The sequence below is a fragment of the Lysobacter sp. Root916 genome (genome assembly GCF_001429785.1).
Lineage (GTDB): Bacteria > Pseudomonadota > Gammaproteobacteria > Xanthomonadales > Xanthomonadaceae > Lysobacter.
Genome location: NZ_LMJF01000012.1, coordinates 611,627 through 632,586, shown reverse-complemented (window position 1 = coordinate 632,586; position 20,960 = coordinate 611,627). Strand labels below are relative to the sequence as shown.

18 protein-coding genes and 1 pseudogene are annotated in these 20,960 nt (G+C 67.2%); 7 read left to right on the top strand and 12 right to left on the bottom strand.

All coding sequences use genetic code 11. From position 1 onward, the window contains the following. Positions 1 to 4: 4 nt before the first annotated feature. The 3 genes from ASE35_RS12390 to ASE35_RS12380 all read right to left on the bottom strand — a co-directional run bounded on the left by ASE35_RS12390 (position 5) and on the right by ASE35_RS12380 (position 1,372). Positions 5 to 397, bottom strand: coding sequence for a DUF1801 domain-containing protein (locus tag ASE35_RS12390; protein WP_057163992.1), 393 nt, complete (start codon positions 395 to 397; stop codon positions 5 to 7). 107 nt (positions 398 to 504) lie between these two features. Continuing rightward, entirely contained in the window at positions 505 to 975 is a 471-nt protein-coding gene (locus ASE35_RS12385; protein ID WP_057163991.1) for a group II truncated hemoglobin, read from the bottom strand. A gap of 91 nt (positions 976 to 1,066) precedes the next feature. Beyond that, positions 1,067 to 1,372 carry a DUF6506 family protein gene (locus ASE35_RS12380; protein WP_157489430.1) on the bottom strand — a complete coding sequence of 102 codons (306 nt, stop codon included), beginning with the start codon at positions 1,370 to 1,372 and terminating at the stop codon, positions 1,067 to 1,069. Between the two features lie 542 nt (positions 1,373 to 1,914). Between ASE35_RS12380 and ASE35_RS12375 the strand changes: the two genes are divergently transcribed. Beyond that, the gene (locus ASE35_RS12375; protein ID WP_082611256.1) at positions 1,915 to 2,997 is read left to right on the top strand and encodes a PQQ-dependent sugar dehydrogenase; all 1,083 of its coding nucleotides are present in this window, start codon (positions 1,915 to 1,917) and stop codon (positions 2,995 to 2,997) included. Here ASE35_RS12375 and ASE35_RS12370 read toward each other — a convergent pair. Together ASE35_RS12370 and ASE35_RS12365 are read right to left on the bottom strand one after the other, a co-directional pair. Further along, positions 2,991 to 3,404: a hypothetical protein gene (locus ASE35_RS12370; protein WP_057159974.1), complete on the bottom strand. Its 414-nt coding sequence runs from the start codon at positions 3,402 to 3,404 to the stop codon at positions 2,991 to 2,993. The genes ASE35_RS12375 and ASE35_RS12370 overlap by 7 nt on opposite strands. Positions 3,405 to 3,490: 86 nt before the next feature. Next, a complete protein-coding gene (locus ASE35_RS12365; RefSeq protein WP_057163990.1) occupies positions 3,491 to 4,387 on the bottom strand; it encodes an AraC family transcriptional regulator in 897 nt (298 codons plus the stop codon). Positions 4,388 to 4,485: 98 nt separating this feature from the next. On the opposite strand from ASE35_RS12365, the gene ASE35_RS12360 reads away from it, so the two are divergent. Continuing rightward, positions 4,486 to 5,229, top strand: coding sequence for an SDR family NAD(P)-dependent oxidoreductase (locus ASE35_RS12360; protein ID WP_057163989.1), 744 nt, complete (start codon positions 4,486 to 4,488; stop codon positions 5,227 to 5,229). Between the two features lie 54 nt (positions 5,230 to 5,283). Here ASE35_RS12360 and ASE35_RS12355 read toward each other — a convergent pair whose 3' ends face one another. Beyond that, positions 5,284 to 6,486 (bottom strand): serine hydrolase domain-containing protein, encoded by a 1,203-nt coding sequence (locus tag ASE35_RS12355; protein ID WP_082611245.1) that lies wholly within the window; start codon positions 6,484 to 6,486, stop codon positions 5,284 to 5,286. A gap of 263 nt (positions 6,487 to 6,749) precedes the next feature. Here ASE35_RS12355 and ASE35_RS12350 point away from each other — a divergent pair, with 263 nt between their 5' ends. From ASE35_RS12350 to ASE35_RS12330, 5 genes are read left to right on the top strand one after another with little or no spacing between them, the layout of a single operon-like run. Further along, positions 6,750 to 7,091, top strand: a complete 342-nt coding sequence (locus tag ASE35_RS12350) for a helix-turn-helix transcriptional regulator (protein WP_057163988.1) — start codon at positions 6,750 to 6,752, stop codon at positions 7,089 to 7,091. Further along, complete coding sequence (locus ASE35_RS12345) at positions 7,088 to 7,561, top strand: ArsI/CadI family heavy metal resistance metalloenzyme (RefSeq protein WP_056183058.1); 474 nt, start codon at positions 7,088 to 7,090, stop codon at positions 7,559 to 7,561. The genes ASE35_RS12350 and ASE35_RS12345 overlap by 4 nt, the downstream gene beginning before the upstream one ends. Positions 7,562 to 7,569: 8 nt before the next feature. Then, a complete protein-coding gene (gene arsN2, locus ASE35_RS12340) occupies positions 7,570 to 8,001 on the top strand; it encodes an arsenic resistance N-acetyltransferase ArsN2 (RefSeq protein ID WP_057163987.1) in 432 nt (143 codons plus the stop codon). 49 nt (positions 8,002 to 8,050) lie between these two features. Further along, positions 8,051 to 8,455 carry an arsenate reductase ArsC gene (locus ASE35_RS12335; RefSeq protein WP_056183052.1) on the top strand — a complete coding sequence of 135 codons (405 nt, stop codon included), beginning with the start codon at positions 8,051 to 8,053 and terminating at the stop codon, positions 8,453 to 8,455. Continuing rightward, entirely contained in the window at positions 8,452 to 9,162 is a 711-nt protein-coding gene (locus ASE35_RS12330) for an MIP/aquaporin family protein (RefSeq protein ID WP_057163986.1), read from the top strand. The genes ASE35_RS12335 and ASE35_RS12330 overlap by 4 nt, the downstream gene beginning before the upstream one ends. On the opposite strand, the gene ASE35_RS21200 is transcribed toward ASE35_RS12330, so the two are convergent. The 6 genes and pseudogenes from ASE35_RS21200 to ASE35_RS12305 form a co-directional block, all read right to left on the bottom strand. Next, on the bottom strand, positions 9,159 to 9,356 hold the full coding sequence (locus ASE35_RS21200) for a hypothetical protein (protein ID WP_157489429.1): 198 nt from the start codon (positions 9,354 to 9,356) through the stop codon (positions 9,159 to 9,161). The genes ASE35_RS12330 and ASE35_RS21200 overlap by 4 nt on opposite strands. A 75-nt stretch (positions 9,357 to 9,431) precedes the next feature. Beyond that, positions 9,432 to 9,749, bottom strand: coding sequence for a hypothetical protein (locus ASE35_RS12325; RefSeq protein ID WP_057163985.1), 318 nt, complete (start codon positions 9,747 to 9,749; stop codon positions 9,432 to 9,434). Between the two features lie 58 nt (positions 9,750 to 9,807). Next, positions 9,808 to 10,128, bottom strand: coding sequence for a DUF2277 domain-containing protein (locus ASE35_RS12320; RefSeq protein ID WP_057163984.1), 321 nt, complete (start codon positions 10,126 to 10,128; stop codon positions 9,808 to 9,810). Positions 10,129 to 10,255: 127 nt separating this feature from the next. Further along, complete coding sequence (locus tag ASE35_RS12315) at positions 10,256 to 10,726, bottom strand: hypothetical protein (protein ID WP_157489428.1); 471 nt, start codon at positions 10,724 to 10,726, stop codon at positions 10,256 to 10,258. A 288-nt stretch (positions 10,727 to 11,014) separates the two neighbouring features. After that, positions 11,015 to 14,698: a hypothetical protein gene (locus ASE35_RS12310; RefSeq protein ID WP_235570056.1), complete on the bottom strand. Its 3,684-nt coding sequence runs from the start codon at positions 14,696 to 14,698 to the stop codon at positions 11,015 to 11,017. Between the two features lie 10 nt (positions 14,699 to 14,708). Continuing rightward, positions 14,709 to 20,537: pseudogene (locus tag ASE35_RS12305) on the bottom strand (Ig-like domain-containing protein); the annotation flags it as partial. Positions 20,538 to 20,960: the final 423 nt, after the last annotated feature.

Below are 20,960 nucleotides of genomic sequence, written 5' to 3'. Positions count from 1 at the left end.
CGCCTCACCCGTCCTTGCTCGCACGCGTGGGATCGCCCACGCTATGGTTCAACGCCACCGCCTGCTTGGTCAGCTTGCGCACGGTCGTGGCCGCGATCGTCATACCCTCGCGCAGGTCCAGGTTGGCCAGCTCGTATTTGCCGCCCGGCTTGAGGCGGGGCTCGATCTCCAGCAGGCGCTTGCCGCGCCAGAAGCCGAGCAGAACCCGCTGCACTTCGACGCGGATCAGCAGCACCGGGCCGTTGCTGAAATAGACCAGGTGGCCCCACTTCACCACCTCTTCCAGCTTCGCTGCGCCGAGCACGCACGCGCGCAGGCGTTCGGCGAGGTCGCGTCGCCAACCGTCCAGCGCGGCGATGTAGGCGTCGGGACTTTCGGCGGGCTTGATCTTCTGCATCGCGGGCTCCCGGAGCGGCCAAAGTCGGACAGAGCGAACTGCATGCTATCGAACCTGCCGAACGTCGCCGCGACGCCGCGCCGGCCGTCGGCCCGGCCTTGGCAGGCTCAGCCGGTGTACGGCCCCTTGACCTCGCCCCAGCCCCACTTCGGCATGGGCGCATCCGCGTCGACGGTGGCGCCGGGCTGCGAATTCATCACGGCCAGGCGCGAACCCCATTCCAGGTAACCCACCAAGGCGGATCGGAACTCCGGATCGTCGGGCATGCCCAGTTCGTCCGCGGTCTCCAGCAACAGGCCGACCCAGCGCCGGCGTTGCTCCTGTCCGAGGTGCCGATTGAGGTGGTGCTGGATCATTTGCGGATGCCCGCCGTGCTTGCGCGAGTAGTCGTCCGGGCCGCCCAGCACTTCGGCCAGGAACGCCGCGACGTGGGCCGGATGATCCGCGCCCATATGCGCGAAGACCTCGCCCAGCAGCGCATCCGCGCGCACGTGTTCGTAGAAGCGTACGGTCAGGCGGTTGAGCGCTTCGATCCCGCCCAGCCACTCGTACAAAGTCGGAACGTCGGTGTTCTGCATGTTCGCTCGCTATGGGCTGGCGCACCGGCGCCCGGCGGGTCCGGCCACGCGCGGCGCCGGGACCCGCGCATGCTAGAGCAAGTCCGCACGCTTACGCAGGCGCAGCGAAGATCTCCGCCAACCGCGTCACGGAAGCGCCGCCCGCGTAGCCCACCGCCCCGACCGGGACACGTCCACCGGTGGCTTCCATCACCCGCCCCGGCCAGATCGGATCGAAGCCGCCGCAGAGCTCGATGAACTGCGCGCCCTCCTCGACCAGGGCCACCGCGACGGCGACCACCGCTGCCTGCTCCGGCACGCCGACGATGACGGTGCGTACGCCGCCGCGTTCGACGACCATGCGGTCGACGGCGGAATCCATTTCTGGCGCTTCGAATATGAATACCCAGCTGATCACTACCACCCTCCCTGCCTATGCGGCGCTATACGTGGCGACAGCCACAGACCCGGCCGGGCATCGGTCCGATCTTGAAACTCCGGTTACCGAGATCCGACACCTGGCTGAAGTTCACCCTGCCCGAGTTCGGACCTGCGGTGAAGTGCGCATGGATGGATGGCCGACCGTCTTTTGCCGACCGGCCAACGCGTCGCTGAATCGGCAGCTTCCGGGCTTAAGCGAAAGGATGAGGCGAAAACGCCGCAGCCATCACGTCTTCTGACCCCGCCCTGCGCTAAAAGAATCCATCGAAGCTGCGAGAGCCCCCCATGACCAAGTCCCTGACGACGGCGTTGGCGATCATGGTGCTGTCTTCGGCCTGCACGCCGATGGCGCATGACGCTCGCGGAGAGACTGGCGGCACCCAGGAGACGGCGCGCGCGCGATCTCCGGTGGCGCTCGCCGTGCGGACGCCGGAGACGCCTCCAACGCCGACCGCCGAATCGACGCCCGCACCGATCGCGCCGGTCGCGTCGGCGCAGCCCCTGGCCGAGCCGGCGGTAATGAAGGGCGGCCCCAACCGTCCCGCCGTCGAACCCGATCCGCCTTTCGTCGCCACCGAGTTCGGCCGCTTCAACGAGCCCTGGGCGATGACCTTCCTGCCCGACGGCCGCCTGCTGGTGACCGAAAAAAATCGCCGCCTGCGGCTGTTCAACACCGCAAGCAAGCAGACCACCGAAATCAGCGGCCTGCCGACCGTAGCCTACGGTGGACAAGGCGGTCTCGGCGACGTCGTCCTGCATCCGCAGTTCTCCAGCAATCGCTACGTTTATCTCAGCTACGCCGAAGCCGGCCCCAACAGCACGCGCGGCGCGGCCGTGGCGCGCGCGCAGCTGACGCTTAATGCCGACGGCAACGGCGGCAGCCTGTCGGGCCTGCAAGTGCTGTGGCGGCAGACGCCCAAGGTCACCGGCGAAGGCCACTACAGCCATCGTCTCGCCTTCGGCGGCGACGGCAAGTTGTGGATCACCTCGGGCGATCGCCAGAAGTTCGATCCCGCCCAGGACATGCAGCAGAACCTGGGCAAGCTGATCCGCCTCAACGACGACGGCTCGATCCCGGGCGACAATCCCTTCGTGGGCGTGGGCGGCGTCGCGTCGCAGGTCTGGACCCTGGGCCACCGCAATCTGCTGGGCATCGCCTTCGACAACGCCGGGCGCCTGTGGACCCACGAAATGGGACCGGCCGGCGGCGACGAACTCAACCTGATCGAGCGCGGCACCAACTACGGCTGGCCCATCGTCTCCAACGGCGATCACTACGACGGCACCCCGATCCCCGATCATCCGACACGCCCGGAGTTCAACGCGCCCGAGGCCTACTGGTCGCCGGTGATCGCGCCCGCGGGCTTCATCATCTACAGCGGCGATCTGTTTCCCTCTTTCCGCGGCCAAGGCTTCATCGGCGGCCTCGCTTCGCAGGCGTTGGTGCGGATCCAGTTCGACGGCACCAGCGCACGCGAGTACAAGCGCTATCCGATGGGCGCACGCATCCGCGAGGTCGAGCAAGGGCCCGACGGCGCGATCTGGGTGCTGGAGGACAGCAGCAATGCGCGGCTGTTGAAACTCACGCCCAGGCCCTACTGAGGATTCGCGGCCTTACGCGGTGCGGTGGCGCGCAAGCAGACCAAACTGGCGATCACCGCGATCCCCAGGCCGGTGACGCCGGTCCGCGTGGGCACCAGCAACAACGCCACACCCGCGGACAACGCCGAAATCGCGAACAGATAAATCCCGGCCCTGGACCTGAGCCACAGCATCACCGCACCGGCCAGCAAGCAGACCGCGGCACTGACCGAAGCCAGGAAAGCGACGGCGCTGATTTCGCCGGCCTGCACGGCGCGCAGACCCGATGCCGCGTTGAAGGCATAGAACAACAACTGCAACAGCACGAGGATCAGGACGCTGGTACGCCAGCCCTCGGCTTGGTACGGCGCAGGGCCGACCGCAGCGGCCGGCGGCCGATAAGGATCGTTCTGGTCCAAGGTCTTCATCTCCAGGTCGAAAGCCGACTGCCACGATGCAGTATGCCCGCACGGCCGATCCCACCGCCCGCGTTCTACCGCACGCTCGGCGGCGACTAAACCGCCCGCGCGTACCGGCCCGGCGCCTGGCCGACATGGCGACTGAAGGCGGTGCTGAACGTACTGGCCGAAGCGTAGCCGACACGCTCGGCGACTTCGGCCAGCCCCAACTCCCGGCGGCGCAGCAGATCCTTGGCCACGGCCATGCGCCAGCTCAGCAGGTATTCCATCGGCGGCAGCCCGACGGTGCGGACGAAGCGATCGAAGAACGAGGAGCGCGACAATGCGGCCTTCTTCGCCAGTTGCTCCACGGTCCAAGCGCGCGCGATCTGCGCATGCATATGGCGCAGGGCGGGCGCGATGCGTCCGTCGGCCAGGCCGCGTAGCAGTCCTGGCGGCGCGTCCTCACTGGGGGTCGCACGCAGCGCCTCGATCAGCAGCACCTCCACCAATCGCGTCAGCACCAGCTCGCGCCCCGGCCTACGCTCGCCGGATTCTTCGCCGACCAGGCGCACCAGGGTGGAAAGGCGCTCGACGCCGCGTATGTGCACCAGCGCGGGCAGCAGGGGCACCAGCAGCGAAGCATCCGGCGAATCGAACATGAAGTAGCCGCCCAACAGACGCGCATCCGGGCGCCGGCCACGGGTGCCGTGGCGCACCTCGCCGGTCTGCCCGGCCTCGCGATTCGGGTCGAACTGGCGTGCCTGCACCGGCGCGCCGCCCGCAAGGGTGAAACCCGGCGTGGCCGGCAACAGCACGAAATCGCCGGCTTTCAGCAATGCCGTGCTCTCCCCGTCCACGTCCAGACGACAGCGGCCTTCCAGCACCGCGCAGAAGCTCGGCTGGCCGAAGGCGGAATAGCGCACGGCCCAATCGCCGGCGCCGCCGATGCGCTTGGCGAATACCGTGCGCGGCTGCAGCAGGGCGATGACGTCCGCCAGGGGGTCGCTCATTCCGGACTCTCGCAAACGAATATCGGATTTTTCATAGTAGATCGTCCTATCTGTGCCCGGCAAGATGGCCATCCGCACCCTCCACTACGGACACCCTCATGAAAACGGTACTGATCACCGGCTGCTCCTCCGGCTACGGCCTCGAAACCGCGCGCCACTTCCACGCCCAGGGCTGGAACGTCGTCGCCACCATGCGCAAGCCGCGCGAAGACCTGCTGCCGCGCTCGGAGCGCCTGCGTGTAGTCGCCCTGGACGTTACTCGCCCCGACAGCATCGTGGCCGCACTGGAAGCCGCCGGCCCCATCGACGTGCTGGTCAACAATGCCGGCATCGGCGTGGTCGGCGCCTTCGAGGCCACGCCGATGGCGACCGTGCGCGAAGTGTTCGAGACCAACACCTTCGGCGTGATGGCGATGACCCAGGCCGTGCTGCCGCAGTTCCGCGCGCGCCGCTCCGGCGTGGTCGTGAACGTCACCTCCAGCGTGACGCTGGCGCGGATGCCGCTGGCGGCCGCCTACACGGCCAGCAAAGCCGCCATCGAGGGCTTCACCGGATCGCTGGCGTTCGAGCTGGAGGCCTTCGATGTGCAGGTGAAACTGGTGGAACCGGGCTACGGCCCCACCACGGCTTTCGGCCAGAACGGCGGCGCGCGCATGCAGGGCCTGGTGCCCGAACCCTACGCGGCGTTCGCCGAGCGCGTGTTCGCGGGCTTCGCACAGCCCGCCGCCGTGACCACGGAGGCCGACGTTGCGCAGGTGGTCTGGCGCGCCGCCAACGACACGTCCGGGCAACTGCGCTTCCCGGCCGGTACGGACGCGCTGGCCCTGGCCCAGTCCCGATAATCGGCACCAAGGCATGCACACCCATGGGCGCGGCCGCACATGGGTGGCGTGCGCTTACTTCTTGCAGGCCTTGGCCGGATCCGCCTGGGCCACGTCCGCGCTCCATAGACAGACGATACGGTCCAAGGCCAAGCCGGTGCGCGAGTTGCTGAAGAAAACGATGCCGTCGCCGGTGCTGGGACGCATCAGGAATTTGGCGCGAAAACCGGCCTGATTGCGCCCATCGTGCCCCACCGCTGTACTGCCATCGGCTAGCCGTTCGATGAAATGACCCAGACCGTAGATGGCGTCGTCGGGCGCGCGGGGCGTGCTCAGTTCCGCCGGCGCGTACATCAGGCTCAGCTGCGCTTGGCCCAACGGATGGGCACCGGGGCTATCCGCCATGCCGGCGATCATCCAACGCGCGAAGTCGTTGACGGTCGTGCTCAGGGCCGAAGGCGCCTGCTCGACGTAATAGCGCATCGGCACCGGACCGCCATCGTCGCCGTGGCCTTGCGCGGCGCCAGCCAGCACCTTCGGCGTCATCGTCACGCTGCTGTGCTTCATGCCCAAGGGCCGGAACACCAGCTCGCGCGCCAAGTCGGCGTACTTGCGTTTCGTGGTCCGCTCGATCGCCAGCTGCATCAGGGTGTAACCGCCGCCCGAGTACTGGAATTTGGCGCCGACGGGCGCGAACAGCTCCACCGCACCGCGCCCATTGGTTTTTCCTGCCAGCGATTCTTCCAGCGTCGGCAGTTCCTTGTAGTCCAACCAGCCCTGATATCCGCCCAAGGTGGTGCCCGCGGTATGCGAAAGCAGACGGCGGATGGTGATCTGGCGATAGTCGAACTGGTTCTGCGCCAAGGGCCACGGCGACACCAGCTCGGCCACCGGCTGATCCAACCGGATACGCCCTTGCTCGGCCAGACGCATCGTTACCCAACTGGCGATCGGCTTGGACAGCGAGGCGGCGACGAATACGGTGTCCGGCGTCGCGGGCACCTTGCCGGCATGATCCGCGTAGCCGTAGCCGCGCGCATAGACCAGCTTGCCATCGACGATCAGGCCTATCGCAGCGCCTTGGATCTTGGCGTCCTTCATGATCGCCGGCACTTCGCGCTCGATGACCTGCGCGAACGCCGGAGGCTCCTGGACGGACGCCGCGTGGATAGGCGCGACCACCGATGCGGTCGCGATCAGGGCCCAGCATGCGAGCGCCTTGGGCGAGACGATTCTGTGGGCGATTGCGGAGTAGCGTCCGTGGCGTAGGTGGGTCATGGCGTCCTGGCTGAGCTGGGTGACGGATACGGCTGAGGGCCCCGACGAGAGCGTTGGCCTCGCGAGGCGAAAAGAATCGGGCCCGAAATAAGTCATGCGACGGCGCACCGACGCCCCCGGCGTCGCGCTGTCGACACGATGTCGGCGCCAGTAGGATGCGTCGCTTCCGCGCCAGGTTTAGACCGTCGCCCCCGCGTCCGCTTCGATCCGCGGACGCTAAGGCCGTACTTGACAGGCTCTAATAATTCGAAAATACTGGAATTATGGAAACAACAACCGCACTAGGCGCACTCAACGCCCTCAGCCACGAATCCCGCCTGGCCGCCTTCCGTCAACTGGTGCAGGCCGGGCCGGATGGAATGTCGGTAGGCGAGCTACGCGAAAAGCTGGACCTTCCACCGGCGACGCTCACCGCTCATCTCAACGTGTTGCGCGGCGCGGCCCTGGTCCACGACCAGCGCGAGGGGCGCGTGATCCGTGTGCGCGCGAACTACCTGCAGATGAACGCCCTGCTCGCCTATCTCACCGAGAACTGCTGCGCGGGCGTCGAGACCTGCACGCCGGCCGCAGCCTGCACCCCACGTCCGAAAGGAGTCCGTCGATGAATCGCTTCCACGTGCATTTGAATGTCGCCGACCTGGCGTCGAGCATCCGCTTCTACAACGAATTGTTCGCCACCGCGCCCAGCGTGCAGAAAGACGACTACGCCAAGTGGATGCTCGAAGATCCGCGCATCAACTTCGCCATCTCCAGCACCGGCCGTGCCGTAGGCGTCGATCACCTGGGCCTGCAGGTGGATAGCGGCAACGAACTCACCGCGCTGGGTCGTCGTCTCGACGCGGCCGGAGGCACTGTCGCCCCCGAAGCCGCGGCGGTGTGCTGCTATGCGCAGTCGGACAAGCTGTGGACCGAGGATCCCCAGGGCGTGCGCTGGGAGTCGTTCCATACTTTCGGCGAATCCACCACCTATTACGACCCCGAGGTCGGTTGCGCCGGGGAAGGCACGGCCGCCTGCGCGCCCACCGCCCAGGCGCAGCCCGTCGCGGCGGCCTGCTGCGCTTCCTCTTGCGGCTGAGACGCGCGATGTCGATTCGTCCAGCGCTCCCATCCGAGCACGCCGCGATCCGTGCGTTGCTGGCCGACAACGGCCTGCCGGTGCAGGATTTGACCGACGCCGATGTCGGCTTCCTGATCGCGGACACCGACGGTGCGATCGCCGGCGTCGTCGGCGTGCAGCGCTTCGGCGACACCGGCCTGCTGCGCTCGCTTGCCGTGCACGCCGATGCGCGCCGCTCCGGCACCGGCGGCCATCTGGTCGCCGCGGCCGAAAGCGCGGCGCAGGCGCAGGGCCTGCGCGAGCTGGTATTGCTGACCCAGACCGCGTCGGCCTTCTTCACCCGGCGCGGCTACGTCGCCATCGATCGCGCATCGGCGCCCGCCGCCGTGCACAGCAGCGCGGAATTCCAGTCGCTGTGCCCGGCGTCCGCCACCTGCCTGATCAAGTCCCTCGAATGAACCAGCGCGACTCATCCACGCGACAGCCCCATTGGAACGTCCAGAGCTCATGACATCCGCCCCGTCCAAGAAACGCGTGCTATTCGTCTGCGTCGAAAACGCCAACCGCAGCCAAATGGCCGAAGCCTTCGCGCGCATGCACGGCGGCGATCGCGTCGACGCCTACAGCGCCGGTTCCGCCCCATCCGGCCGCATCAATCCCAAAGCCGTGCGCTACATGGCCGAATTGGGTTACGACTTGAGCGCCCACGCATCCAAATCGCTGGACGAGATCGAAGGCGCCTTCGATGCGGTCGTCACCATGGGCTGCGGCGACGACTGTCCTTGGGTGCCGGCCCAGCGCCGCGAAGACTGGGCCCTGCCCGATCCCAAGCACCTGGACGACGACGCCTATCGCGCGGTGCGCGACGAAATCTCGGCGCGGGTCCGGACCTTGCTGGCTTCGTTGCCGTGAGCCTGCGCCGAAAGCTGCTGGCCGAGTTCGTCGGCACCTCGGCGCTACTGGCCACGGTGGTCGGCTCCGGCATCATGGGAGCGAACCTGTCGGGCGGTAACGACGGCTTGGCCCTGCTGGCCAACGCCGCTGCGACCGCGGGCATGCTGTATGTGTTGATCGCCGCGTTGGGCCCGATATCAGGCGCGCATCTGAACCCGGCCGTCACTTTGGCGATGCGCTTGCGCGGCGAGGTGACCACGACCGTAGCCGTCGCCTACATCGCCGTGCAGACCGTCGCGGCCGTGACAGGCGTACTGCTAGCCCATGCCATGTTCGACCTGCCGCTGTGGCAGCCAGGCCTGCGTGCGCGCGGCGGCTCCGGGCAATGGTTGAGCGAAGCGGTGGCGACCTTCGGCCTGCTGCTCACCGTCCTCCTGGGCGCACGCCACCGCCCCGCCGCCCTGCCCATGCTGGTGGCTGGCTACATCTTCGCCGCCTATTGGTTCACCGCCAGCACCTCGTTCGCCAATCCAGCAGTCACCCTGGCGCGATCGCTGACCCAGAGTTTCGCGGGCATCCGGCCCGATGACGTTGCGGGCTTCGTGCTGGCGCAGCTAGTGGGCGCGATCGGCGCGCTATGGTTCGCGACGCTGCTATTGACGCGGAGCGCGGATGGAGCCGACTCATCGCTCGACCCGAAGCCAGCGAACGCCGAAGCGCCCTAGGCTAACGGCCTGGGAGCTTCGACCCGTCGCAGTAGCAGCACCAGCAAGAACCCCGCCCAGGCCAGCAGCCACAGCACGACCACGAAGACGAAGCCCGTGGCGTACATCAAGAACAGCACGCAACCCAGGATCGCGGAAACGCCTACCCAAGGCAGCACCAGTCCGAACAACAGCGAAGACAGAAGACGTTTCACCGCGCATGCCTCATCAGGGCGCGAATCGAGCCGCTGGCAGGGCTGCGTCCGGACGGATCGCTCACTGCCGCAGCCTCAGGTGCCGAAGGCATTGAACGCCCAGAACACCCCGGCGTACAAGGAAATCCCCGCCGCCGCGATAGCGAACAGATGGCGTAGAGGCGTGCGGCCCGAGAACCAAGCCAGCCCTGCCGCCGCCCTGGCGTAAGCGATACCGGCCGCGATGGTGGAGACGCCCAGCCAAACCGCCATCGTCGCGTTGTAAGACAGCGGCAGGCCGAAGAACCTGGCGCCGTAGCAGCCGTACAGAAAGGCGATGTGAGCCGCGGCGATCAGCGCGATCAAGGCGATCCGTTTCATGAGAACCCTGTCACGAATGGAAACAGCCGTCATGCCCGTTACGCCGTCGTCGTTCGATTCATGCGCTTCCCCTGGCGCCCGGACGCTCGGCCTAGGCCGCGCCCCGGCGCGACTTCGACTTGAATGGATCGCCGGACGGCTTGGGCGCGCCAAAGCGCTTGGCCGAAAGCTCCGCGGCCTTGCCGCGCTCGATCTCGCGGCTCTTGGGCGGGCTGAACGTGGTCAACGAGTTGATGAGCGTGGCCGCAGCCTCGCTGACTTGCTTCACGGCCAGGTTGAAGGCTTCTTCGTTCGCCTTCGACGGGGCATTGAATCCGCTCAATTTACGAACGAACTGCAACGCCGACGCACGAATCTCCTCGTGCGTGGCCGGCGGCTCGAAGTTGTACAGCGTCCGGATATTCCTGCACATATCGCCTCCAACATCGACGTTTGCCGACGCGAATCGCCCCGCATCGGGGCGCCGCGCTCAATACTCGGACCGGCGCTCGAAGGCTGTCAACCCATCCGCGCCAGAGCGGAGGTCGGCGTACGTAGGTTCACTGACATGGATCCAGCGCTTTCATAGCGGCCTTCTGGACCACCGGATCCCCCGACGCCGCGACCTCTTGCAGCTTGATGTAGGACGGCATGCTGACGATGGGTGTGATCTGCTTCAGTTCGTCCTTGCTGAATTCGCTATGGGAGGCGCCACCTGTCTGTCCGAAGCGGATGTTGTCGTCGGTCCAACGCGTGCCGAGCGAAGTGCCGAAGAAGGAATCCAACTTGACGATGTCGGCCGCGGGCATCGTGCGGACGATGACGGATTGATAGGCTTCGCTGAGAGCGTAGTCGCTGATCTTGCCGACGCAGGTCGCCATGGCCGGGTGGCTCTTCGCCAGTCCGTACTTCATGCCCGCGACGGTGAGCCTGGAGAATTCATTGGCGGTCGCGTGCCGGGACTTGCCGGCATACGCCGCGGAGCTAAGCGACAATATGAGCGTCGCTGCGATACAAAGCGTCTTGAGCACGGATGCCCCCCCTGGATGCCACGGCCGAGTACGGCCCTAAGCGGCCGTTGCGGCGATGGTCCGGTGGGCATTGCGCCTTGTCAATGAAACGGCCGACGCATTCGGGGCGATGCGCCACGCCGGTGCGCTCCAGCATTCGCCGCGAACGGGGCGGTCGCGGCCCTCGCCGCTCCCACAGCGCTGGCGTCGCGTCCATTGGGTTGGCATCGCAGGCCCCACGCCCCTGCCTGGAGCAAAAAAAACGCCGCGGAGGCCGCGGCGTTTGTTGGAGCCTCCGAAGACGGCGGGTCAGTAATAACCCGCCAGATTCAAGAACCAGCCCTTGTTGTCGTATTTCAGATCGGTCAGGTCGTCGCTGAAGTCGGTGAAGTTGTAGCCCACGCCGACCTTGAAGTTGTCGCCGAGCTGGCGATCCAGGCCGATCAGCCAGCCGCGCTTGTCGCCGCCGTCCTTGACCTGCAGCCAGCGGTACTCGACCAGACCTTCCCACTTGGCGATCAGGTGATAGCGCAGCTGGCCGGCGGCGAAGTCGGCGCGGCTGTCCAGCCACTGGCCTTCGCCGCGACCGATGCGGTAGTCGCCCCAACGGCTGGCAAGCTTACCGGCCACCTCCCACTTGTCGTCGATGCGGTAGACGCCTTCGAACGACAGCACCTGCGAGCGCTGGTCGTAAGTGGCGCCGCCGTCCTGGCCGAGGGTGGCCAGGTCGTACAAATAGGTGTACTTGCCGAACAGACCCCAGCGGGTGTTGTCGTGCGGGCGGTAGGCGAAGCCGAGGTTGGCTTCGGCCAGCTTGGCGCTTTCGGCCGGATTGAGGTCGTCCTGGGTATCGGCGTAATTGGCGCGCAGGGCCAGGCGCAGGTCTTCGTTGACCTTGTAGAACAGGCGATTGGTGGTGACCCACTGCTCGCGCTGCTCGGCACCGGTGTCCTTGCGGTACTCCAGCTTGCTGTTCCACTGGGCGATTTCGTCGGTGCGGCCGCCGCTGACGCTGTAGGCGCGACGGTCGACGCGACCGGTGGTGGCGTCCAGTTCGCCGTCCATGATGGTGAAGCCGATGTTCCAGCCTTCGGACGGATAGAAGTCCATGCCGTAGGTGTGGACGATGCCCTGGCTGTTGTCGCTGGGGTCCTTGAGGAACTGGCTTTCGTTGAACAGGTTGACCTGGTTGCTCAGACGCCAGCGCTGGCCGAGGGTCCAACCGTTCTGCAGATCGCGGTTGAACAGCGGATCGGTGGCGGTGGTGTCGGTGCTGTAGCTGTAGGCGCCGTAGATCGTGTGGTCGGGCTTGAGGCGGTACTCGGCCTCGACCTTGCCGCCGTGGCCGCGGCTGCCACCGCTGACTTCGGCGCCAACGCTGGAACGATCGCCGAACAGGTACTTGCCGCCCAGGGTGATCAGGTTGTTGCGGTCGTAGGCGCCATTGTCGTCGTCGGCTGTGAACTGGCCGACGCCGTACAGCTCCAGCGAGGAACCGAAGCGGCGGCGGTAGCTCACGGCCGCCAACAGGGCGTCGGCGGTGCCGCTGAGGCGCTCTTCGCGCACGCGACGCAGCTCGGCGCCCAGCTGGGTGTCGTTGGTGATGCGCCAATCGGCGGTCAGCTGGCTCTGCTCCAGGGCCTCGGCGCCGCGTTCGGCGCGCGAGTACTTGCCGTACAGGCTGAAGTTGTCGGTGAAGTAGCCCAGGAACTCGGCGCCGTATTCCTCGATATCCAGGCCGGTGTCCGCGCGCGAGACCGAGAAGCCGGCGTCGACGTCGCGCCACCAGGCACCCACGCTCCAATCGCGATCGGTCCAGCCCAGCTCCTTGAAGTTCGCGCGCGCCTCGACGGCCTTGGCTTCGCCGCTGCGCGCAGCGGTGGTCGGATTGCGCTGGATGAAGCTGAGACCGCCGTTGTCGGAATAGAAGATCGGCGCGACGGTGGATTCGCTGCGGGTCTGTTCCAGCTTCAGGTAGGTGCCGCGACCGGCCTGCAGGGTCAGATCCGCGCCCTTCAGGGTGTAGTCGTCGCCACGTCGGTTCTCGTCGATGTAGGTGCCGCCCACCGCGACGTGCTCGCCGAACCACTGCTTGCCGCGGAAACCGGCGCTGACGTCGTCGGCATCGAAGCCGACCGGCACGTATTCGTAATCGACCAGCAGCAGTTGGGTGTAGCCGTCGAGCGGGTTGTCGCGGGTCAGGGTGCGCACGTTCTCGCGCGTGACCTGGGCCAGCGGACGGGTCAGGATCAGGCGACCCTGCAGCTCATCGATCTCGTAGTCGGCGCCGCGCTGCAGGTCCACGCGGCTCTCGGTGCGGCCGGTGGTGCGATCGCGGATTTCCAGGGTGACCTTGTCCGAACCCGGCAGCACGTCGGTGTGCTTGAGGTAGTACAGGCTGCCGCCGGTGCCGAGGAACTCGGTGTGGCCGTAGGCGCTCTGCGCTTCGGAACCGAACGCGCGCACTTCGCTCTTGGGCGCGCCGAGCTGGGTGGTGGCGCGCGAACGCCAGGACAGCGCCGCGCCGTACAGCGAGCGGTCGTACTGACCGTACTCGGTACCGGTGATGCCGGTGTTGAAGTTGCCCCACAACGCCTGGTTTTGGTCCCAGTCCACGCGCACGTACAAACGGCCCTGGGTATCGACGTCGCGGTAGGTGCTGGAGTCGTCGCCGTAGACCGGGTAGTACAGGTCCGGGTCGAGGCGGCGGAACACGTCCTGGGCGTCGGCATCGAAGAAGCCGTTGAACAGCTGCTTGATCTCGCGCTCGCGGGTGTCGGCCTGGGCGGTGATCAGGTACTTGCCCTTGACCTTGCCCTTCAAATAGAACGCCAGGCGGCCTTCGCTGATGAAGTCCTTGTCGTAGCGTTCGTCGCCGGCCAGCGGTTCGATGTTGCCGCTGACGTTGTTCTCGGACACGGTGACATCGGCCAGCGCGACCAGGAAGGCGTACTTGCCGGTGACGTCGACGTCGAGGCGGTGCTGCAACGGCGCGCCGCCGCGCGGCTTGACCGCTACGTCGTAGCCGTGACGGCCGATCGGCTCCAGGAACTCGGCCACGAACTTGCGCTCGAGGTCGATCGGGAAGGTTTCGCCGTTGATGGTGAGCTGGGTATCGCGCGGGATGTCGCGGCCGTAGATGCGCACGCGCGAGCCGTAGATCGGGATGTTCTGGATGCGCAGCGAGCTGCGCCCGTAGATCGCGTTCTCGATGCCCTGCGACTCGGCGTCCTCGATGTCCAGCGCCTTGCCCAGCGAGCGCTGGTTTTCGTCGCGCAGCACCTGGATACCGCGCTCGTAGTCTTCCGGACGCACCAATTGCACGCGCTTGCCGACGGTTTCGTCGAAAGTGCCGTCCTTGCCGTAGGCGCGGGCGACGTAAATCAGCTCGTCGCCCGGCTGCAGGTTGAGATCGGCCGGCAGGGCGCCATCCCATTCCTGGTCGGTGACGTTGGCCACCGGCAGGTCGATCTTGGCCAGCGGCGTGACCAGGTCGGCGTCGCTGCCGCGGTACACGGTGACTTCGATCTTGTCGATGAACGAGGCGTAGTTGGTGTAGCCGTGGAAGCGCAGCGGCTTGGCGATGCGGCCGTTCTCGAAGGGCACGGTCGAACCGCCCTGCACGTCGAGCACGGGGCGGCCGAGGGTGGGATCTTCGGTGGCCCAGATCACGCCGCCGTTAGGCAGGTCGATGCTGAAGCGGCCGGCGATCTTGGCGCTGCCGGGCAGCACGTCCTCGCGCACCACATCGACGCGACGATTGCGTTGCAACGCGTCGGCGTCCTCGCCCTGCGCGACCGGGCGCTCTTCGCCTCGGGTGCGCACGCGGAACAGCAGGCCTTCGTCGCTGCGGCATTCGCCGCCGTCGCAACGTGCCGCGGCGCCCTCGCCTTCCGACTTTGGTGCCGCGTCCTGAGCCAGCGACGGGCCGGCGGCGCCGGCCGAGAGCAGGCCGATCAGGGTCATGTCCAGAAGCTTCATTTTCATCTTCATGGCCATGTCCTCAGCGGCCGCCCACGCCGACGGGGGCGTTGGTATCGTCAGTTATGTCCACTCGCACCTTCTGTCTCACCTTCGGCTCGAGCTCGGCCGATATCGCCTCGTACACGGCCTTGGCGCGGCGCATGCCGAGCTGGACGTTGTAGGCGTTGGCGCCGCGCGGATCGGCGCGGCCGACGATACCGATCACACCGCGACCTTCGCGGTTGAGGGTCTTGGCGATTTCCGAGATCAGGCCGCGGTACTGCGGACGAATCGTGGCCTGGTCGGTGTCGAACAGCAGCTCGCCGAGCTTGATCGCCTGGTCCAGGCTGACCAGCGCCGTGGCGTCGGTGCCCGCGACCACGTCGATGCGGACCTTTTCGGCGAGGTCCGGTTCCAGTTCCTTGCTCAGCGCCGCCTGCACCGCATGGGCGCGGGCGAACGCCAGCGCCTCGCCTTCAGCCTGAGCGGTGATGGTGACGCTGCCGCCGTCGGCATCGCGCAGGCGCTGGGCGATCTTGCCGAACATCGGCGCGTAATCGCTCTTCACCTGGTCGCTGCCGGCCTCGAACATCACCTCGCCCAGCTCGACATCGGTCTGGCTGCTGCCGCCGCGGATCTCGCCGGCGGGCAGCTTGACGCCGAAGTCGAAGCGGGTCGGCACGCCCTGGGTCACGCGGCGCACGCGCGGGTTTTCGGTGGTGAACACCGAGCCCGGCGGCAACGTGGCCTGGTCGACCTTGAGGATGAAGTTGCGGCCGCGTGCGGTGTCGCCGCCCGAGATACCCTCCAGGTGGTAACGGCCGTAGGCGTCGGTCTGCATGATCAGGCCTTCCACCGAGGCGATGCGCACGCCGGGGATACCGCGTTCGTCGATGCCTTCGTTGCGGATCACGTAAGAGACCTCGTAGCCGTCGGCGACCTGGCTGACCTTGCGCGTGACCTGCAGGTCCTGCGCGGTCAGACCCTTGGCCGCGTCGCCGCGGGTGCGTTCGACCGTGGTCTGACCGGCGGCGTTCATGCGCACGGTGCTGCCCTCGTCGGTGGTCAGGACGAAGTCGTCGCTGAAGTCGAGCGAGCGCAGGGTCTGGCGCACCACCACCTGACGGCGCTGGGCGCTGTCGGCGCTGGAGCTGCGGCCGGCGATGTCGCCGATCGCGATGCCGTGCAGCAGCGGCGCGCTGGCGTCGGGCTCCGGCTGCGGGCCGGTGCCGCGATCGACCGTGGTCGAACCCGCGACGTAGGCCCCCGGGGCGAAGCCGCCCTGCACGCGCACGCCGCCGGCCTTGGCCGGATCCTGCCAGCCGTCGCCGTCGCGGTCGTCGTAGACCGTACCCATGATCAGGCTGTCTTCCAGCAGCGGATCGCCGGCCATGTCGACATCGGCGGTGGCGACGTTGCCGATCGAGGTGCCGTTGACGTCGAGCGCGGTGACGCTGTTGGTGTGCACGCCCTTGCCCACGCCGGCGCCGACGCGCAGGAAGTAGACGATGGTGGCGCGCTGACCGATAGCCACGTCGATGCCGTTGATGCGCAGCGGATTGGTGCCGCCGACGCTGGCGGCGTCGTCCTCGTCGTCCACGCTGAGCGAGCCGTCGACGTAGGTGAAGCCCGCGGGCGGCGTATCGACCAGGGTCGCGTTGCGCGCCGGCGAGTCGCCCACGTTCTCGGCGATCACCGTATAGCGGATCAGATCGCCGATCTTCACCGAGCGCTGAGCCGCCTGCTTGGTCAGGCGCAGCACCGGGGCGTTGGCGTTCACCGTGATGGTGACCACGGCGGTGTCGCAGACCGGGGTCGGCACCGAGGTGTCGCAGACGCGGTAGGTGAAGCTGTCGGTACCGGCGAAGAACTGGTTCGGGGTGTAGGTGCACACGCCCGCCACGCAGTTCACCGTGCCGTTGGTCGGCGCCACGGTCACGCTGACCGAGGCCGGATCCAGCGGCGCGCTGAGCACGCTGTCGTTGGTGAGGACGCTGATCGTCACCGGCACCTGCTGATCGGTGCTGGTCACGTCGTCGACGGCGTCGACCCGGTTGGGCTGGACCAGCACCGAAACGGTGGCGGTGGCGCAGTTGGCCGGATTGAGCTTCTCGCAGATCGTGTAGGTGTAGCTGTCGTTGCCGCTGAAGTTCGGGTTGGGCGTATAGGTCACGGTGCCGTCGCCGTTGACCACGACCGTGCCGTTCGCCGGGTTGCTGGCGATGGTGATGTTGACCAGGGCCGGATCGATCGGCGCGCCGTTGAGCGTGTCGTTGGTCAGCACGCTGGTGATGATCGGCGTGTTCTGCGGGGTGACGCCGCGGCCGCCGCCGACCAGATCGTCGGTGGCGGTGATCGCGGGAGCGACCACGGTGACCGTGACCACGGCCGTATCGCAGTTGCTCGGGTTCAGCACTTCGCAGATGCGGTAGGTGACGGTGTAGGTGCCGGCCGGGGTGTTCGGCGCGACATCGACCGTACCGTTGGCGTTCACCGTCAGCGGGCCGCTGGTGACCGGCGTCAGGCTGACGTCGGCCGGGTTCAGGGTGCTGCCGTTGAGCGTGTCGTTACCGAGCACGTTGATCACGCCGGTGCCGCCGGTGCTGCCGTTGACCGGCGTGGCGAGGGTGTCGTCGACCGCGTCGATCGGTGCGGCGTTGACCGTGACCGTGACCGTGGCGGTATCGCAGTTGCTCGGGTTGAGCACTTCGCAGATCCGATAGGTCGCGGTGTAGGTACCGGCCGGGGTGTTCGGCGCGACGTCTACCGTACCGTCGGCGTTCACCGTCAGCGGGCCGTTGGTGACCGGCGCCAGGGTGACGTTGCCGGTCGTGGCCGCGCCACCGTTGAGGGTGTCGTTGCCTAGCACGTTCACCACACCGGTGCCGCCCGTGGTGCCGTTGATCGGCGTGGCGACGGTGTCGTCGACCGCGTCGATCGGCGCGGCGTTGACCGTCACGGTGACCGTGGCGGTATCGCAGTTGCTCGGGTTGAGGACTTCGCAGATCCGGTAGGTGACGGTGTAAGTGCCGGCCGGGGTGTTCGGCGCGACATCGACCGTACCGTCGACATTCACCGTCAGCGGGCCGCTGGTGACCGGCGCCAAGGTGACGTTGCTGGTCGTGGCCGCGCCACCGTTGAGGGTGTCGTTGCCGAGCACGTTGACCACGGCGGTCGCGCCGGTGCTGCCGTTGACCGGGGTGGCGACCGGATCGTCGACCGCGTCGATCGGCGCGGCGCCGACCACCACGGTGATCGAGGCCGTGTCGCAGTTGCTCGGACGCGCGGTCTCGCACAGCTGGTACGGAATCACGTAAGTACCGGCCGGGGTGCCCGGGGCGACCGAGACGGTGCCGTCGGCCGCGACCGAGACGCCATCGCCCGTGTTCGGGTCGTTGACGGTGAAGGTCACAAAGGCCAGATCGACCGCGCCGCCGTTGAGGCTGTCGTTGGTCAGCGCGTTGCCGACGTTGGCCGAGCCCGTGGCGCCGTTGACCGGCGCGCCGCTGTAGTCGTCGTCGTTGGCCGCGATCACCGCCTGCGCCACGGTCACCGTGGCGGTGGCGTTGGCGCAGACCGGGGTCGGCGTCGAGACGTCGCAGACGCGGTACACGAAGCTGTCGCTGCCGCTGAAGCCGGCGTTCGGCGTGTAGGTGCATAGACCCGCGCTGTCGCAGGTCACGCTGCCGTTGGTCGGTGCCGTGACGATGCTGACCGAGGCCGGATTGAGCGGCGCGCCGGTGGTGGTGTCGTTGCCGATCACGTTGATGCCCACCGGCGTGTTCTGCGGCGTGCTGGCGCTGTCGTCGAGCGCGGTGACGGCATTGCCACCGACGGTGATCGACACGGTCGCGATATCGCAGACCGAGCCGTTCGGCGCCGGCAGGCACAGACGGTAGCTGAAGCTGTCCGGGCCGCTGTAGTTGGCATTCGGCACGTAGGTGTAGCTGCCGTCGGCGTTGAAGGTCAGCGTGCCGTTGCTGGTACCGGTCACCAGTGCGTAGGCCGAGCCCACCGGTGCGCTGTCGCCGCCGGTGACGGTGGCGTTGAGCGTGGTGTTCTGCGGCGTGGTGGCGGTGTCGTCCACGGCATCCGGGCCGACCACGACCGGCACGCTGGCATCGTCGCAGGTGGCCGGCGAGGTGGCCGGCAGCGTGCAGATGCGGTAGGTGACGGTGTAGGCGCCCGGCGTCGAACCGGCCGGCACGGTGAAGCTGCCGTCCGGATTGGCGATCAGACCGGTCAGGCCGCCGTTGCTGACGACGGTCGGCGCGGTGGCGTTGACGCCGATCGCGACGGCGACGCCGTTGGTGGTGTCGTTGACGGTCACGTTCGGCACGGTGCCGCCTGCGAACGGCAGGACCGCGGCCGAGTCGTCGACTGCGTCGATCGAAATCGAAACCGGCGTGGTCTCGGTATCGCTGTCGTTGCCGCCGTTCGGATCGGTGGTGGCGCTGCTGACGCTAGCGGTGTTGCTGATCGTGGACGCGCCGCCGTAGTTGGACGGCACCGCCAGGGTCAGAGTGATCGCGGCATTGGCGCCCGCGGCCAGGGTCGGACGCGAGCATTCCACGGTGCCGGCGTTGTTCACGCAGGCCCAGCCGGCGCCGCTTGCGCTGACGAAGTTCAGACCCGCCGGGATGGCGTCGCTGACCACGATCGAGGACGCCGCCGAAGGACCGGCGTTGGCGACGGTGATCGTGTAGACCACATTGTTGCCCGGTACGACCGAGGCGCCGGCATCGTCCTTGTCGATCGACAGGTCGGCCGAAGCCACCGGGGTCGTCGTGGCCGTGCCGGTGTTGTTGGTCGTGGTCGGATCRTTGGTGGTCGAGGTTGCCGTCGCCGAGTTCAGATACGTGCCCGTGGCGTTGACCGTCGCGGTGATCTGCAGCGAAGCGCTGGCGCCATTGGCCAGGTTGCCGATGGTCCACACGCCGGTGCCGGASACRTAAGCGCCCGCACCGTTATCGGAGACATAGGTGTAGCCATTCGGCAGCAGGTCGGCGACCGAGACGCCGGCCGAGGCCGACGGACCGTTGTTGGTCACCGTCAGGGTGAACACGACGTTCGTGCCCACGGTCGGGGTCGCGTTATCGACCGACTTGGCCATCGCCAGATCSGCCGAGGCGACCGGGGTCGTGGTGGCCGTGCCRGTGTTGTTGGTCGTGGTCGGATCGTTGGTGGTCGAGGTCACCGTCGCGGTGTTGGCGTAGGTACCCGTGGCGTTGACCGTCGCGGTGATCTGCAGCGAGCCGGTGCCGGAGACATAAGCGCCCGCACCGTTATCGGAGACATAGGTGTAGCCATTCGGCAGCAAGTCGGCGACCGAGACGCCGGCCGAGGCCGACGGACCGTTGTTGGTGACGGTCAGGGTGAACACGACGTTCGTGCCCACCGTCGGAGTCGCGTTATCGACCGACTTCGCCATGACCAGATCGGCCGAGGCGACCGGSGTSGTSGTGGCCGTRCCGGTGTTGTTGGTCGTGGTCGGATCGTTGGTGGTCGAGGTCACCGTCGCGGTGTTGGCGTAGGTACCCGTGGCGTTGACCGTCGCGGTGATCTGCAGCGAGGTGTTGTTGGTCGTGGTCGGATCGTTGGTGGTCGAGGTCACCGTCGCGGTGTTGGCGTAGGTACCCGTGGCGTTGACCGTCGCGGTGATCTGCAGCGAGGTCGACGCACCGTTGGCCAGGYTRCCRATSGTCCACACRCCGGTGCCGGAGACATAAGCGCCCGCACCGTTATCGGAGACATAGGTGTAGCCATTCGGCAGCAAGTCGGCGACCGAGACGCCGGCCGAGGCCGACGGACCGTTGTTGGTCACCGTCAGSGTGAACACGACGTTCGTGCCSACGGTCGGGGTCGCGTTNGTCCACACGCCGGTGCCGGAGACATAAGCGCCCGCACCGTTATCGGAGACATAGGTGTAGCCATTCGGCAGCAAGTCGGCGACCGAGACGCCGGCCGAGGCCGACGGGCCGTTGTTTGTCACCGTCAGGGTGAACACGACGTTGGTGCCCACCGTCGGGGTCGCATTATCGACCGACTTGGCCATGACCAGATCGGCCGAGGCGACCGGGGTCGTCGTGGCCGTGCCAGTGTTGTTGGTCGTGGTCGGATCGTTGGTAGTGGACGAAGCGGTCGCGGTGTTGAGATAGGTACCCGTGGCGTTGACCGTCGCGGTGATCTGCAGCGAAGCGTTGGCGCCGTTGGCCAGGTTGCCGATGGTCCACACGCCGGTGCCGGACACGTAAGCGCCCGCACCGTTGTCGGAGACATAGGTGTAGCCATT